The sequence below is a fragment of the Amycolatopsis ruanii genome (genome assembly GCF_003385175.1).
Classification (GTDB): domain Bacteria; phylum Actinomycetota; class Actinomycetes; order Mycobacteriales; family Pseudonocardiaceae; genus Amycolatopsis_E; species Amycolatopsis_E thermalba.
In genome coordinates this window covers 59,900-73,201 of the sequence record NZ_PQHY01000001.1, presented here as the reverse complement: position 1 = coordinate 73,201, position 13,302 = coordinate 59,900, and the positions used below count along the sequence as shown (strand labels likewise).

Here is a 13,302-nt window from a genome sequence, read left to right as displayed (position 1 = left end):
CGCCGGCCGGGGCGGGAAACCCGCTCACTCCACGCGCGCGATCAACGCGCCCTGCACCAGCGCGTCGCCCTCCTTCGCCAGCAGCCGCACGACCCCGGCCGCGGGCGCGGAGATCTCCACGTCGGCCTTGTCCAAGGCGACCTCGGCGAGCAGATCGCCCTCGGCGACGCGTTCGCCGTCGTGGACGAACCACGTCGCCACCACGCCCTCGGCGTCGGGATCGGACTCCGACAGCAGCGGGAACAGCACGTCGGTCACGGCGCGACCACCTCCTGCCCGGAACGTCCAGGATGTGCCGCGCCACGCGGTTCTGGCAAGCGCGTCACCCGTCCTGAACCCCGGGGCGGGCGGCGCGAATGATCATGGGCACCGGGCTCACAAGGGCTTTGGCCCGGCTTCTCTAAACTGCCACCGGTGCGACGGTTTCGGTGGTGGATCGGCGGGGGCGTCCTGCTCTTCGTCCTGGTGCTGGTGGGGATGTTCGCGTTCACCGGGCCGAGCGCGCCACCCGGGCCCGTCGACCGCCCCGGCCCGCCCGGCACCGGCCCGCTGACGATCGTGTCGATGGGCGACAGCACCCTGTCCGGGGAAGGCGCCGGCGACTACACGCCGGACACCAACGGCACCAACGGCGACTGGTGCCACCGCTCCCCCAACGCGACGGTGGAGAAGACCGACATCCCGGGGATCGTGGAGAAGGTCAACCTCGCCTGCTCCGGCGCGCCCGCCGCGCAGGTCGGGCTCGGCGACACCCGGCAGTGGACCGAGCCCTCGCAGGCCGGGCAGCTGGCGGAGCTGGTGAAGACCCACCGGGTCGCGGCGATCGTGGTGGCCGTGGGCGCCAACGACGACCCGCACTTCTCCCAGCTGATCTCGCAGTGCTTCCAGGCGTGGTTCGTCTCCGGCAACGCGCCCTGCCGCACCGCGATCGCCCCGACCTGGCAGCAACGGGTGGACGCGATGGTGCCGAAGGTGGTCGCGGCGCTGGGCGACATCAAGACGGTCCTCGCCCGGGCCGGGTACCAGCCCGGGGACTACCAGCTGGTGCTGCAGTCCTACGCGGCGCCGATCGGCCCGGGGATCCCGGCGAACCTGCAGAACCTCAACGGGTGCCCGTTCCGCACCGAGGACCTGCGCTGGGTGGTCGAGGAGGGCGTGCCGGTGCTCTCGCGCGGCCTGGCTTCGGCGGCGGCGCAGGCCGGGGTCCGGTTCCTGGACCTCTCCCGCGCCGGGCTCGGCCACGAGGCGTGCAGCGGCGGCGCCGACCCCTCCACGGAGTGGTTCAGCCGGCTGACGCTGCAGCTCAACGACCTGGCCGACGCCGACAGGGCGAGCCATGCCATTCAGGAATCGTTCCACCCCAACGCCAACGGGCACGCCCAGTTCGGCCGCTGCCTGACCGAGTTTCTGGCGACCGACGCCCCGGCGGCGGCGTGCCTGAAGGGACAGGACGGCAACCTCCACCCGGCCGCGACGGTCACCGCCGGTTAGAGGTCGAGGGCGGCGCGCAGGGCGATGTCGACCTGCTCCTGCGTCTGCTGGTCGATCTCGGCGATGCGTTCGACGAGCCACCCGCGGTAGAGGCGGGTCAGGAACAGCGTCGAGATCCAGAACCGGCTGTCCAGGGCGACGCCGAGGATGTCCTGCGGGTCCTCCTCCAGCAGTTCGGTGCCGATGAGCCACGGCCGTTCGGACTCGTTGACGCCGTCGGAGGACAGCAGCAGCACCGTGCGTTCCCGGGACGGCTGGGTGGGCGGCTTGTACGCCCAGATCTCGCCTTTACGCACCCAGGTCCTTCTCCGCCGCGGCCAGTTCCGCCTCGTCGGCTGCCGCCAGTGCCTCCGCGTCGGGCCGGGCCGGGGCCCGGTAGCCGGTGCGGACCGCCTCCCGCCGGGCGGCGCGGGACAACCACGCCGACAGGGAGATCCCGTGCGCCTTCGCCGCGCGCTCGGCGTACTCGATGGCCGCCGTGTCCAGCGAGAGCGTGACCTTACGAGTTGCCATACCTTTTATCGTACCCTTCGCCCGGTGGTTGTCACACCGTCGGCGGACGGCCCTCGAACGGAGTGGACAGCACCACCGTCGTCCGGGTGGACACCTTCGCCGCCTCGCGGATCCGGCGCAGCAGGTCCTCCAGGTCCCGCGGCGAGGCCACGCGCACCAGCAGGATGTAGGACTCGTCGCCGGCCACCGAGTAACACGACTCGATCTCGCGGATGTGCTCGATGCGCTGCGGGTAGTCGTCCGGCGCGGCCGGGTCGTTCGGCGTCAGCGAGATCAGCGCGGTCAGCGGCAGCCCGATCTGCTCGCTGTCCAGCCGCGCCACGTACCCCTGGATCACGCCGCGCTGCTCCAGCCGCCGCACGCGCTGGTGCACCGCCGACACCGACAGCCCCACCCGCTCGGCCAGGTCGGTGAAGGAGCAGCGGCCGTCGCCGGCCAGCTCCCGCGCGATCGCCTGGTCCAGCGGCTCCAGCGGCCCGCTCACGAGTCGAGCACGACGAGCTCGTGCGGGCGCTGGTTGAGTGCTTCGGCCCCGTCGGCGGTGACCACCACGATGTCCTCGATGCGGGCGCCCCACCGGCCCGGCCGGTAGATGCCCGGCTCGACGCTGAACGCCATGCCCGGCTCCAGGACCAGGTCGTTGCCCTCGACGATGTAGGGCTCCTCGTGCACGTCGAGGCCGATGCCGTGCCCGGTGCGGTGGATGAAGAACTCCCCGTACCCGGCGCCGGCGATGATCCGGCGCGCCGCGGCGTCGACCGACTGCGCGGCCACGCCGGGCCGCACCGCCTCGACTGCCGCCCGCTGCGCGCGCTGCAGGACCGCGTAGGTCTCGGCCACGTCGGCGTCGCGCGGCTCGCCGATCGCGTAGGTGCGGGTGGAGTCGGAGTTGTAGCCCTCGGGGATCGGGCCGCCGATGTCGACCACCACCACGTCGCCGCGCTCGACGACCCGGCCGGACACGTCGTGGTGCGGGCTGGCGCCGTTGGGGCCGGAGCCGACGATCACGAAGTCGGCGTGCAGGTGGCCCTCCTCGACGATCGCGACGGCGATGTCGGCGCCCACCTCGGCCTCGGTGCGGCCGGGACGCAGCCACTCGGCGACGCGGGCGTGCACGCGGTCGATCGCGGCGCCGGCGCGGCGCAGCGCGTCGATCTCGGCGGCGTCCTTGCGCATCCGCAGCTCGCGGATCACCGGGCCGGCCAGCGTCTGCTCAGCCGTGCCGAGCGCGGCGCGGAAGGCGAGCACGTGCAGGGCGATCAGCCCGTCGCTGACCGCGACCCGGCCGGGCTTGCCGAGCCGGTCGGCGACCATCCGGTAGGGGTCCTCACCGTCGACCCAGGTGACCACCTCGACGCCGAGTTCCTCGGTGGGCACCGCCGCGTAACCGGGAGCCTCCAGCTTCGGCACGACCAGCGCCGGGGTGCCCTCGGCGGGCACCACGAGGGTCGTCAGCCGCTCGAAGGAGCCGCCGGCCTCGCCGATCAGGTACCGCAGGTCCGAGCCCGGCGCGATGAGCAGGGCGTCGGTGCCGGCGTCGGCGGTGGCCGCGCGGGCCCGCTCGAGCCGGGCGCGCAGGGTTTCCGGGGCCAGTGCTGGGATCTCGGGTGCACGGGAGGACATGCACGCAGCGTATCTGGCCCGGGCCCGGACCGCGTCTGGCAGGCTGTGCTCCGTGACACTTGCCCTGCTGGACTCCGCGAGCCTGTACTTCCGCTCGTTCTACGCGCTGCCCGAGTCGATGACCGCGCCGGACGGCACGCCGGTCAACGCGGTGCGCGGGTTCACCGACACGCTGGCCCGGATCGTCACCGACCGGCGGCCCTCGCGGCTGGTGGCGTGCCTGGACGCGGACTGGCGGCCGAAGTTCCGCACCGACCTGCTGCCCAGTTACAAGGCGCACCGGGTGGCCGACGCCGTCGCGAACGAGGAGGAGGTGCCGGACACCCTGACCCCGCAGGTGCCGATCATCCTCGAGGTGCTGGAGGCGTTCGGGTTCGCCACCGCGGAGGCGGCCGGGTACGAGGCTGACGACGTGATCGGCGCGCTGACCGCCCGGGAGAAGGACGATCCGGTCGAGGTGATCACCGGGGACCGGGACCTGTTCCAGCTGGTGCGCACCGAGCCGACCCCGGCGTCGGTGATCTACGTGGGCAAGGGCTGGGCCAAGGCGGAGGTGCTGGGCCCGGCGGAGATCGCCGAGCGCTACGGCGTGCCGGTCGACGGGGCCGGCGCCGCCTACGCAGAGATGGCCGTGCTGCGCGGCGACCCGTCCGACGGGTTGCCGGGTGTCGCCGGGATCGGCGAGAAGACCGCGGCGAAGCTGATCACGCAGTTCGGCTCGCTCGACGGGCTGATCGCCGCGGCCGCCGAGGGCAGCAAGGACGTGCCGCCGAAGACGCGGGCGAAGCTCGCCGAGGCCGAGGAGTACCTGCGGGTCGCGCCGACCGTGGTCCGGGTGGCCGCGGGCCCGCCGGTGTCGGTGTCGGGCTCCGACGCGGTGCCGGCGTCCCCGGCCGATCCGGACCGGGTGCTCGAGCTGGCGCAGCGGTGGAACCTGGGCAGCTCGGCGACACGCCTGGTCAAGGCCCTCACCGCGAACGTCCGCTGACCCGGCCCCGGCGGGCAGGAGGTGGCGGCCGCACGCGGCCTGGACCGGACCGCACGCTCGCGACCACGGACCTGGGCTTCCGAACGCGGAACTCACGCTCCCGAGCGTGGAACTCACGCTCCCGAGCGTGGAACTCACGCTCCTGAGCGTGGAACTCGCAGCCAAAGGCGGCGCCGCCCGGCCGGGCGGCGCAGGCACGCTCCTACTGCGCGCGCCGTGCTGCAGCCGACGAAGGCCACCCTCCCCGGGCCCAGCGTGAAACTCGCGGCCCTGAACGCAGAACTCACGCTTCCGAGCGTGGGACTCGCGCGCCCGAGCGTGGGACTCGCGGTCAGCTGCCGGAGGAGGCTGCTGCTCGCTGAGCCTGGAGCGTCTTGCGCAGTGCCTTCACCACCGGCTCGACCGGGCGGCCCAGCTCGGCCAGCCGTGCCTTGTACTGGCGCCGTTCCCCGCGGCTGAAGACCGTGCGCAGCTCGGCGGTGCCGGCCAGGGCGCAGAGCGCGCCCAGCCGCGGGTCCACCCGGGCGGCCGGCTGCCCGCCGCGCACCGCGCGCCGCACCTCCTCGGCCAGCCGCTTGGCCTCGGCCGGCCGGCGCAGCGTGATCCGGTGCACCGGGAACAGGCCGAGCACGCGCCGCGAGTCCACCTTGATCACCCGCTCGGCCGCCAGGTGCTCGCGCACCAGGGGCAGGATGCGGCTGGCGCGGCGGGACACCCAGCGCCGCCACGAGCGGGGCGGGCTGTCGGTGATCTCCAGCAGGACCAGTTCGAGCACCGGGTCCAGCCCGGGCGCGGGACTGGCCGGGGCCGCCTTGCCGCCGTGGTCGGCGAGGTAGCCGCCGAGCACCAGGTCGGCCAGCGCCGCGGCCCGCAGGGCGTAGCCCAGTTCGGACCGCGACACCAGGCGCTGTTTGGTCGTGTCGTAGGCCAGCAGGAAGAGCCGCGCGGCCAGCGAGTCAGGCGTGTCCATCCTCGTCCCCCTTCTTCGGGCGCCCCCGGGGGCGCATGCGGCCCACCTCGCGGGGCAGCCGCCCGGCGTCCGCGAGGGCCTTGCGCAGCAGGAACTCGATCTGCGCGTTGGTGCTGCGCAGCTCTTCACCCGCCCAGCGCGCCAGCGCGTCGTGCACGGCCGGGTCGAGCCGCAGCAGGATCTTCTTCCGTTCGGCCGGCATCTACTGGTACAGCGTCCCGGTGTTGACGACCGGCTGCGCGTCGCGGTCGCCGACGAGCACCACGAGCAGGTTGCTCACCATCGTGGCCTTGCGTTCCTCGTCCAGCTCGACGACGTCCAGCCGCGCCAGCAGGTCCAGCGCCATCTCCACCATGCCGACCGCGCCTTCCACGATGCGCTGGCGCGCGGCCACCACGGCCCCGGCCTGCTGGCGCCGCAGCATCGCCTGGGCGATCTCCGGGGCGTAGGCCAGGTGGGTGATGCGGGATTCGATGATCTTCACCCCGGCCGAGGCGACGCGGGTGGCGATCTCCGCCGACAGCTTCTCGGTGATCTCGTCGCCGTTGTCCCGCAGCGACAGCCGGGTGGTGTCGGCGTTGTCGTAGGGGTAGGCGTTGGCGATGTGCCGGACCGCGGTCTCGCTCTGGATGGCGACGAACTCGACGAAGTCGTCGACCTCGAACACGGCCTGCGCGGTGTCGGCGACCTGCCACACGACCACCGCCGCGATCTCGATCGGGTTGCCGTCGGCCTCGTTGACCTTGGCGACCCCGGTCTCGTGGTTGCGGATGCGGGTGGAGACCTTGCGCCGCTGGGTGAACGGGTTGACCCACTGCAGCCCGGCGGTGCGCAGCGTGCCGACGTAGCGGCCCAGCAGCTGCACCACGCGCGCCTCGCCCGGCGCGACCGGGGTCAGCCCGCCGGCCAGCACGATCCCGGCGAGCACGGCGACCACTCCGCCGGCGATCATCGCCGCCGAGCCGCCGCTGGCGACCACCGGCGCCACCCCGCCGGCCGCCAGGACCACCGCGACGCCCAGCATCACGAACCCGTTGACCGCACGCACCAGGCGTTCCCGCGTCCGCGGCGCCGGCATGTCCACGACCGTTTCCATGGGGACTCCCCTCACTCCCTTGCCTCGATGGCTCGAATGTAGCATAGTGATATCACTTTTTCAGCTGCACGGAAGGGGGACGACGTGGCGGACAGGCAACTGGAGATCGACGGCCTGACGAAGCGGTACGGGGAACGGACGGCGTTGTCGGACATGACGTTCGACGTGCGCGCCGGTGAGCTGTTCGGGTTCGTGGGCAGCAACGGCGCGGGCAAGACCACGACGATGCGGATCGTGCTGGGGGTCCTGGCGGCCGACGACGGCCAGGTGCGCTGGGACGGCGCGCCGGTGACGCTGGAGACCCGGCGGCACATCGGTTACATGCCCGAGGAGCGCGGGCTCTACCCGAAGATGAAGGTCGGTGAGCAGCTGGTCTACCTGGCGCGGCTGCACGGGATGCCGGCCGCGGCGGCGCGCCGGTCGGTGGAGACCTGGACCGAGCGGCTGGGGGTGGCCGCCCGCCGCGACGACGAGGTGCAGAAGCTCAGCCTGGGCAACCAGCAGCGCGTCCAGCTGGCCGCGGCGCTGGTGCACGACCCGGCGATCCTGGTGCTCGACGAGCCGTTCTCCGGGCTGGACCCGGTCGCGGTCGACGTGATGAGCCAGGTGCTGCGGGAGAAGGCCGCCGAGGGGGTGCCGGTGGTGTTCTCCAGCCACCAGCTGGACCTGGTGGAGCGGTTGTGCGACCGGATCGGCATCGTGCGGGACGGCCGGATGGTCGCCTGCGGCACGGTGGCCGAGCTGCAGGCCGGTTCGGTGGTGCGGCTGCTGGTCGACGCGCCGGCCGCGCCGCCCGGGTGGGCCGACGGGCTGCCCGGGGTGACGGTGCTGGGCCAGTCGGACGGCCGCACCGAGCTGGAGCTGGCCGAGGGCGCCGACGACCAGGCCGTGCTGCGCGCGGCGCTGGCGAGCGGGCCGGTGCACGAGTTCGCGCGGCGGCGGCAGTCGCTGACCGAGCTGTTCCGGGACGTCGTCACGACCGAGGAGGTGGCGGCGTGAACCAGGGTGGCTGGGCGGGTGTCTCGCTCATCGCGTCGCGGGAGATCGGCATCCGGTTGCGGTCGAAGGCCTACCGGCTGAGCACGCTGGCGCTGCTGGTGGTGATCGTCGGGTTCACCGTGGTGCTGAAGCTGATCGGCGGTGGTGGCGCGGACGCCACGGTGCGCGTGACCGGGCCGGCGTCGGCGCTGGCCGCGCCGCTGCAGGCCGCCGGGCAGGCGGTCGGCGAGGCCGTCGACGTGCGGACGGTGCCCGACGAGGCCGCGGGCCGCGCCCAGGTCGGTGACGGCGATCTGGACGCGCTGCTGGTCGGTGACGGCTCGCGCGTGCAGGTCGTGGTGAAGAAGGACCTCGACGGCAACCTGCGCACCGCGCTCAACGTGCTGGCCGGCCAGCTGGCCCTCAACCAGCAGATCACCGGCCTGGGGGGTGATCCGGCGCAGGTGAACGCGGCGGTCGCCGGTGCCGGGGTGGACGTGCGGCCGATGGAACAGCCCTACCCCTACAACGGGCAGCAGCTGGTGCTGGGGATCATCGCCGGGGTGCTGATCTACCTGTCGCTGCTGCTCAACGGGCAGTCGGTGGCGCAGGGCGTGGTCGAGGAGAAGACCAGCCGGGTGGTCGAGCTGCTGCTGGCGACGGTGCGGCCGTGGCAGCTGATGACCGGCAAGGTGCTGGGCATCGGCGCGGTGGGGCTGATCCAGATGGTGGTGATCGGGGTGGTCGGGATCGTCGCCGGGCTGGCCACCGGGGTGCTGACGATCTCGGTGTCGGCCGCGGCGGGCACGGTGGTGTGGCTGATCGTGTGGTACCTGCTCGGGTTCCTGATGTACTCGATCGTGTTCGCCGGGCTGGGCGCGCTGGTGTCCCGGCAGGAGGACGTGGGTGGCGCGATCACGCCGGCGTTGTTCTTCGTCATCGCCGGGTACGTCGTGGGGATCTCGGTGCTGCCGAACGATCCGGGCAGCGGGCTGGTCGCGATCCTGTCGGTGATCCCAGTGTTCGCGCCGACGCTGATGCCGATGCGGCTGGCGATGGGCGGGGTGGCGCCGTGGGAGGCGATCCTGTCGGTCGGGCTGGTCGTGGCGCTGATCCCGGTGCTGGTGTGGCTGTCGGCGCGGATCTACCGCAACGCCGTGCTGCGCACCGGCGCGAAGGTCGGTTTCCGGGAGGCGCTGCGCGCGGCGTAGGAGCGCAAGAACGGAGAAGACCGGCGGCCCGGTCGTCTCCTAGGGTCGGAAGCCAGCCGGCCCCGCCTGGGGGCGGGGCCGGCCTTCCACCACGAGGGGGTCCCGTTGAACCTGCCGAAGATCGTGTCGCGCGAGGAATGGTTGGGACGGCGGGAGCGAGGAGCCCAAGGGCCGCGCCGCCGCGGTGCGGGCGGCGCGGCCCGGCTTCCCGGCCTAGCGGCTCAGCCGCCGGTAGCGGCGCACCGACAGCGGCAGGAACACCGCGATCAGCGCCACCGGCCACAGCACGGCCAGCAGCAGGGCGTGCTCGGCGAACCAGCCGCCGCTGTGCCAGCCCGGGTTGCCGAACAGTTCCCGCACCGCGGCCGCGGTGGCCGACAGCGGGTTGGCGTCGGCCACCGCGCCGAGCCAGCCGGGCATCGTGCCGGGTGAGACGAACACGTTGGACAGGAAACCCAGCGGCCACACCAGGATCTGCAGCGCGACCACGCTCTCCGGGCCTTTCGCGACCAGCCCGAGGTAGAGCCCCAGCCACAGGATCCCGAACCGCAGCAGCACCAGCAGCCCGAACGCGGCCAGGGCCGCCCCGAGGCCGTGGTGCCAGCGCCACCCGGTCAGCCACCCGAACCCGGCCAGCACCACCAGACCGGCCACCGAGTTGAGCAGGTCGGCCACCGCGCGCCCGGCCACCGGGGCGGACGCGGCCATCGGCAGGGAGCGGAACCGGTCGGTGGAGCCACGCGCCACGTCGGTGGCGATCGCGGTGTAGGTGGATTCGATGCCGAACACCATGGCCAGCGCGAACATGCCGGGCACCAGGAACTCGCGGTAGTCCCCCGGCGCGGCCATCGCGCCGCCGAACAGGTATCCGAACATCACCAGGGTCAGGACCGGGAACAGCAGCCCGACGATCACCGGCGCGGGCTGGCGCGCCCAGTGCGCCAGCTCCCGCCGGGTCATGGTCCAGCCGTCGGCGATCGTCCACCGCAGGGTGGTCATGCCGGCACCTCCTCGCGTGCGGTCAGCTTCAGGAACACTTCGTCCAGCGTGGGGCGGCGCAGGGTGAGGTCGGCGATGCCGATCCCGGCCTCGTCGTAGGCGGCGGCGAGCCCGGTCAGGCCGCGCACCCGGTCGGACACCGGCACGCTCAGGCCACCCTCGCTCAGGTCGGCTTCCGCCCCGGTGACGCGGCTCGCCAGCGCCGCCGCGGCGGGCAGATCGGCGGCGTCCCGCAGCACGACCTCGACCCGGTCGCCGCCCAGCCGGGACTTCAGCTCGGCCGGGGTGCCCTCGTCGACGATCCCGCCGCGGTCGAGCACGGCGATGCGCCCGGCGAGCTGGTCGGCCTCGTCCAGGTACTGCGTGGTGAGCAGGACCGTGGTGCCGTCGGCGACCAGCTCCCGCACCGCGGCCCACACCTCGCTGCGGCCACGCGGGTCCAGGCCGGTGGTCGGCTCGTCGAGGAACAGCACCTCGGGCGAGCGCAGCAGCCCGGCGGCGAGGTCGAGCCGCCGCCGCATGCCGCCGGAGTACTGCTTCACCGGCTTGTCCCCCGCCTCGGCCAGCCCCATCCGGGCCAGCAGCTCCCCGGCCCGCTGCCGCGCCCGGCGTGCGCCGAGGTGGTAGAGCCGGCCGAACATCTCCAGGTTCTGCCGCCCGGACAGCACCTCGTCCACCGCGGCGTGCTGCCCGACCAGCCCGATCCGGTAGCGGACCTGCGCGGCCTGGCGCCGGGCGTCGAACCCGGCGACCAGGACCTTCCCGGCGTCGGGCCGCAGCAGCGTGGCCAGGATGCGCACGCAGGTGGTCTTGCCCGCGCCGTTGGGGCCGAGCAGGCCGAACACGGTCCCGGCCGGCACCGTCAGGTCCAGGTCCGCGAGCACGGTCTTGTCGCCGTAGCGCTTGCGCAGCCCCTCGGCCACGACGGCGTTTTCGGTGGTCAACACCCGCCTCCTTCAACTCCGTATGCTGTACGGACAAACTATCGTACGCCGTACGGAGTTCGTTACCGGCAGAATGGCTCCCGAGATGACCGAGTTCAGCGCGAGCGGCGATCCGAAACGCAGCCTCGAGCTCCTGTGGGGTCTGCAGGAGCCGCCGTCGAGGGGCCCGAAGGCCAGGTTCACCGTCGAGGAGGTCACCCGGGTCGCGATCGAACTCGCCGATGCCGCGGGCCTGGCGGCGCTGTCGATGCGCAAGGTCGCCGAGGAACTGGGCGTCGGCACGATGTCGCTCTACACCTACGTGCCCGGCAAGGCCGAGCTGCTGGACCTGATGGTCGACGCGGTGGTGGCCGAGACCGCGCGCCCGGAGGACGTGCCGGGCGGCTGGCGGGGCCGGCTGGAGCAGGTCGCGCGCGAGAACGCGGCGGTGTACCGGCGGCATCCGTGGCTGCTGCAGGTCGCCACGGCCCGTCCGCCGATGGGCCCGAACGTGATCGCCAAGTACGACTACGAGTTGCGCGCGCTGGAGGGCACCGGGCTCACCGACGTCGAGATGGACCAGGTGCTGGCGCTGGTGCTGGGGTTCGTGCACACCGCCATGCGCGGGGTGATCGAGACCGAGCAGGCGGCGCGGCGCAGCGGCCAGAACGACGTCCAGTGGTGGGAGTCCTACGCGCCGCTGCTGGAGCGGATCTTCGACCCGGAGCGGTTCCCGGTGGCCGCCCGGGTGGGCTCCGCCGCCGGCGAGGCCTACCAGGCACCGGCCGATCCGCACGCGTTCGAGTTCGGCCTGGCGCGCATCCTGGACGGCGTCGAGGCGCTCATCGCGTCGCGGAGCTGATTCTGGCCGCTACCGCATCACCCCCGGCCGGGCCGGGGCCACCACCGCGGCCGCGGACCTGCGCACCGGCCCGGAGACGCTGGCGCACGTCCTCGGTGCGGAACAGCACGAAACCATCGTCCCCGCGCGGTCCACTGTGGACGGCGACCTGGTGTTCGCCGATCAGGCGGTGCCGATCAGCCGCACGTCACCACCGGAAGGGGCGTCGGCGCGGACCCTGCGCGCCGGTGACGCGCAGGGTCCGGCCGCGGCTGGCGATGCCGTAGCCGAAGCGGCCGTAGATGGTGCGGCCGCGGAAACCGTTTTCCCGCCGGCGAAGGCGCCGAACCGGCGCTCGGCGGGGAAGGAAGCCGGTCACGGCTCGGAACCGGGAGACCGCGTCGCGCACCGTACCGATCACCCCCAGGACAGGCTGGTCAGAAGTGGGTACCACACCACGCGGGAACGGATGTGGCGAACAGCCGGTCGGCCCGCAACAGCACCGCCGGGTCCGCCGGCTGGATCCGCCCGGCGGCGGCCAGCAGCGAGGGCCGCCACGCGCCGAGGTAGATCATGGCCAGCGCGTCCACCCCGAGCCGCAGATCCGCCGCCGCGCCGGTGCGGCGGACGCCGTCCGGCGACACCTGGTAGCGCCCGGAGTTGGTCTCCAGCACCGGGTCGACCACCTCCAGCACGACCGGCTCACCGGCGTACTCGCGCGCGCCGAGCGCGGCCGGCACGTCCACCAGCCGCAGCCACAGCTCGTCCCCGCCGCCGGTGTCCTGCACCGCGCGGAGGTCGGTGAACAGCAGCTCGGCCGGCTCGTCCACCGGGCGTTCCTCGGCGCGCAGCGTGTCGACGAGGTCGACGCCCACCAGGTAGCGCCACAGCCCGTTGAACGCCTCACCGGTCGCGGTGTGCAGGCTGAGGACCTCCAGCACCGCGGGGTCGTTCCAGTTCTTGCGCTCGACGGTGTAGACGACGTAGCCGTCCGGGCCGTTCGGGCCGTGGTGCACGGCCGTCACGACCGGGCTGGTCGCTTCGCGGGCGTGCCGTTCCCAGCCGGGCCACCAGTACGGCGGGCGGGTCATCATGCCGGGGCGGGTGTGCGGCAGGGACGCGTACAGCTCGGGCAGCCGCTCCAGCGCGGTGTCCAGCGGCCACAGCTCGACCTGCCCGGCGGCCGGGACGTCCGCGCGGAGCACGGCGCGGCGCCGGTCGATCCGGTAGCTGCGGCTGCGTGTGGTGACGCCGTAGCCGAAGCGGTTGTAGATGACGCCTTCGCTGGCGCGCAGCGCGGCGAAGGGCAGGCCGCGCGAGGCGATGTCGGTGAGCTGGGCGCGCATGAGCTCGGTGAGGATCCCGCGGCGGGTCCGGTCGGGCCGGACGCCGACGCCGGTGACCGCGGCGACCCCGGCGCGGGCGCCGCCGGGCAGGGTGATCTCGGCGTCGAACGAGCGGACGGTGCCGATCAGCTCGGTGTCGAAGGCGCCCAGGGTGCGGCCGGGCTGCAGCATGCGTTCGGTGAACCGCCGCCACGTCTCGTCGGTCGCGGGGACGTGGTGGAGGGTGAGACGGAACAGGTCGGCGGCGGTGCGGTGCTCGTCGGGTCGCAACGTGCGCACGGTGTAGTCACTCACCACGCGATCGTTGCCGACGGCACGGCCGC

16 protein-coding genes are annotated in these 13,302 nt (G+C 73.4%); 5 read left to right on the top strand and 11 right to left on the bottom strand.

Annotated features, from left to right (window positions below; genetic code table 11):
• Positions 1-24: 24 nt before the first annotated feature.
• Entirely contained in the window at positions 25-258 is a 234-nt protein-coding gene (locus D0D28_RS00385) for a biotin/lipoyl-containing protein (protein WP_094002952.1), read from the bottom strand.
• 156 nt (positions 259-414) lie between these two features.
• Between D0D28_RS00385 and D0D28_RS00380 the strand changes: the two genes are divergently transcribed.
• Positions 415-1,491: a GDSL-type esterase/lipase family protein gene (locus tag D0D28_RS00380; protein WP_205413149.1), complete on the top strand. Its 1,077-nt coding sequence runs from the start codon at positions 415-417 to the stop codon at positions 1,489-1,491.
• Here D0D28_RS00380 and D0D28_RS00375 read toward each other — a convergent pair.
• Genes D0D28_RS00375 through D0D28_RS00360 form a run of 4 tightly spaced genes read right to left on the bottom strand, consistent with a single transcriptional unit; the run spans position 1,488 to position 3,627 of the window.
• Positions 1,488-1,787, bottom strand: a complete 300-nt coding sequence (locus D0D28_RS00375; protein ID WP_020417852.1) for a hypothetical protein — start codon at positions 1,785-1,787, stop codon at positions 1,488-1,490. The two genes, D0D28_RS00380 and D0D28_RS00375, sit on opposite strands and share 4 nt — an antisense overlap.
• The gene (locus D0D28_RS00370) at positions 1,780-2,004 is read right to left on the bottom strand and encodes a hypothetical protein (RefSeq protein ID WP_094002951.1); all 225 of its coding nucleotides are present in this window, start codon (positions 2,002-2,004) and stop codon (positions 1,780-1,782) included. The genes D0D28_RS00375 and D0D28_RS00370 overlap by 8 nt, the downstream gene beginning before the upstream one ends.
• A gap of 31 nt (positions 2,005-2,035) precedes the next feature.
• Positions 2,036-2,488, bottom strand: coding sequence for an Lrp/AsnC family transcriptional regulator (locus D0D28_RS00365; protein WP_017982434.1), 453 nt, complete (start codon positions 2,486-2,488; stop codon positions 2,036-2,038).
• Positions 2,485-3,627, bottom strand: coding sequence for a M24 family metallopeptidase (locus D0D28_RS00360; RefSeq protein WP_094002950.1), 1,143 nt, complete (start codon positions 3,625-3,627; stop codon positions 2,485-2,487). Before D0D28_RS00360 ends, D0D28_RS00365 begins: the two co-directional genes overlap by 4 nt.
• A 52-nt stretch (positions 3,628-3,679) precedes the next feature.
• Between D0D28_RS00360 and D0D28_RS00355 the strand changes: the two genes are divergently transcribed.
• Positions 3,680-4,615, top strand: coding sequence for a 5'-3' exonuclease H3TH domain-containing protein (locus tag D0D28_RS00355; protein ID WP_162830943.1), 936 nt, complete (start codon positions 3,680-3,682; stop codon positions 4,613-4,615).
• Positions 4,616-4,946: 331 nt separating this feature from the next.
• Here the strand turns inward: D0D28_RS00355 and D0D28_RS00350 are convergent, their stop codons facing one another.
• Genes D0D28_RS00350 through D0D28_RS00340 form a run of 3 tightly spaced genes read right to left on the bottom strand, consistent with a single transcriptional unit; the run spans position 4,947 to position 6,681 of the window.
• Positions 4,947-5,585 (bottom strand): GOLPH3/VPS74 family protein, encoded by a 639-nt coding sequence (locus D0D28_RS00350; protein ID WP_094002948.1) that lies wholly within the window; start codon positions 5,583-5,585, stop codon positions 4,947-4,949.
• The gene (locus tag D0D28_RS00345) at positions 5,572-5,787 is read right to left on the bottom strand and encodes a hypothetical protein (protein ID WP_094002947.1); all 216 of its coding nucleotides are present in this window, start codon (positions 5,785-5,787) and stop codon (positions 5,572-5,574) included. Before D0D28_RS00345 ends, D0D28_RS00350 begins: the two co-directional genes overlap by 14 nt.
• Positions 5,788-6,681 (bottom strand): SPFH domain-containing protein, encoded by an 894-nt coding sequence (locus tag D0D28_RS00340; protein WP_116109123.1) that lies wholly within the window; start codon positions 6,679-6,681, stop codon positions 5,788-5,790.
• Positions 6,682-6,765: 84 nt separating this feature from the next.
• Here D0D28_RS00340 and D0D28_RS00335 point away from each other — a divergent pair, with 84 nt between their 5' ends.
• Both D0D28_RS00335 and D0D28_RS00330 read left to right on the top strand, forming a co-directional pair.
• Entirely contained in the window at positions 6,766-7,680 is a 915-nt protein-coding gene (locus D0D28_RS00335) for an ABC transporter ATP-binding protein (RefSeq protein WP_162830942.1), read from the top strand.
• On the top strand, positions 7,677-8,870 hold the full coding sequence (locus tag D0D28_RS00330) for an ABC transporter permease (protein ID WP_116109121.1): 1,194 nt from the start codon (positions 7,677-7,679) through the stop codon (positions 8,868-8,870). Before D0D28_RS00335 ends, D0D28_RS00330 begins: the two co-directional genes overlap by 4 nt.
• A gap of 213 nt (positions 8,871-9,083) precedes the next feature.
• Here the strand turns inward: D0D28_RS00330 and D0D28_RS00325 are convergent, their stop codons facing one another.
• Together D0D28_RS00325 and D0D28_RS00320 are read right to left on the bottom strand one after the other, a co-directional pair.
• Positions 9,084-9,869 carry an ABC transporter permease gene (locus D0D28_RS00325; protein WP_116109119.1) on the bottom strand — a complete coding sequence of 262 codons (786 nt, stop codon included), beginning with the start codon at positions 9,867-9,869 and terminating at the stop codon, positions 9,084-9,086.
• Positions 9,866-10,813 carry an ATP-binding cassette domain-containing protein gene (locus D0D28_RS00320; protein ID WP_275895875.1) on the bottom strand — a complete coding sequence of 316 codons (948 nt, stop codon included), beginning with the start codon at positions 10,811-10,813 and terminating at the stop codon, positions 9,866-9,868. Before D0D28_RS00320 ends, D0D28_RS00325 begins: the two co-directional genes overlap by 4 nt.
• A gap of 85 nt (positions 10,814-10,898) precedes the next feature.
• On the opposite strand from D0D28_RS00320, the gene D0D28_RS00315 reads away from it, so the two are divergent.
• Positions 10,899-11,654 (top strand): TetR/AcrR family transcriptional regulator, encoded by a 756-nt coding sequence (locus tag D0D28_RS00315; RefSeq protein WP_116109114.1) that lies wholly within the window; start codon positions 10,899-10,901, stop codon positions 11,652-11,654.
• A 416-nt stretch (positions 11,655-12,070) separates the two neighbouring features.
• Here the strand turns inward: D0D28_RS00315 and D0D28_RS00305 are convergent, their stop codons facing one another.
• Positions 12,071-13,273: a GNAT family N-acetyltransferase gene (locus D0D28_RS00305; RefSeq protein ID WP_116109108.1), complete on the bottom strand. Its 1,203-nt coding sequence runs from the start codon at positions 13,271-13,273 to the stop codon at positions 12,071-12,073.
• Between the last annotated feature and the right edge of the window lie 29 nt (positions 13,274-13,302).

Coding starts and splice junctions, on each gene's coding strand:
- D0D28_RS00325 (WP_116109119.1), bottom strand. CDS start 9,869: ATGACCACCCTGCGGTGGACGATCGCCGACGGCTGGACCATGACCCGG.
- D0D28_RS00340 (WP_116109123.1), bottom strand. CDS start 6,681: ATGGAAACGGTCGTGGACATGCCGGCGCCGCGGACGCGGGAACGCCTG.
- D0D28_RS00350 (WP_094002948.1), bottom strand. CDS start 5,585: ATGGACACGCCTGACTCGCTGGCCGCGCGGCTCTTCCTGCTGGCCTAC.
- D0D28_RS00315 (WP_116109114.1), top strand. CDS start 10,899: ATGACCGAGTTCAGCGCGAGCGGCGATCCGAAACGCAGCCTCGAGCTC.
- D0D28_RS00360 (WP_094002950.1), bottom strand. CDS start 3,627: ATGTCCTCCCGTGCACCCGAGATCCCAGCACTGGCCCCGGAAACCCTG.
- D0D28_RS00370 (WP_094002951.1), bottom strand. CDS start 2,004: ATGGCAACTCGTAAGGTCACGCTCTCGCTGGACACGGCGGCCATCGAG.
- D0D28_RS00345 (WP_094002947.1), bottom strand. CDS start 5,787: ATGCCGGCCGAACGGAAGAAGATCCTGCTGCGGCTCGACCCGGCCGTG.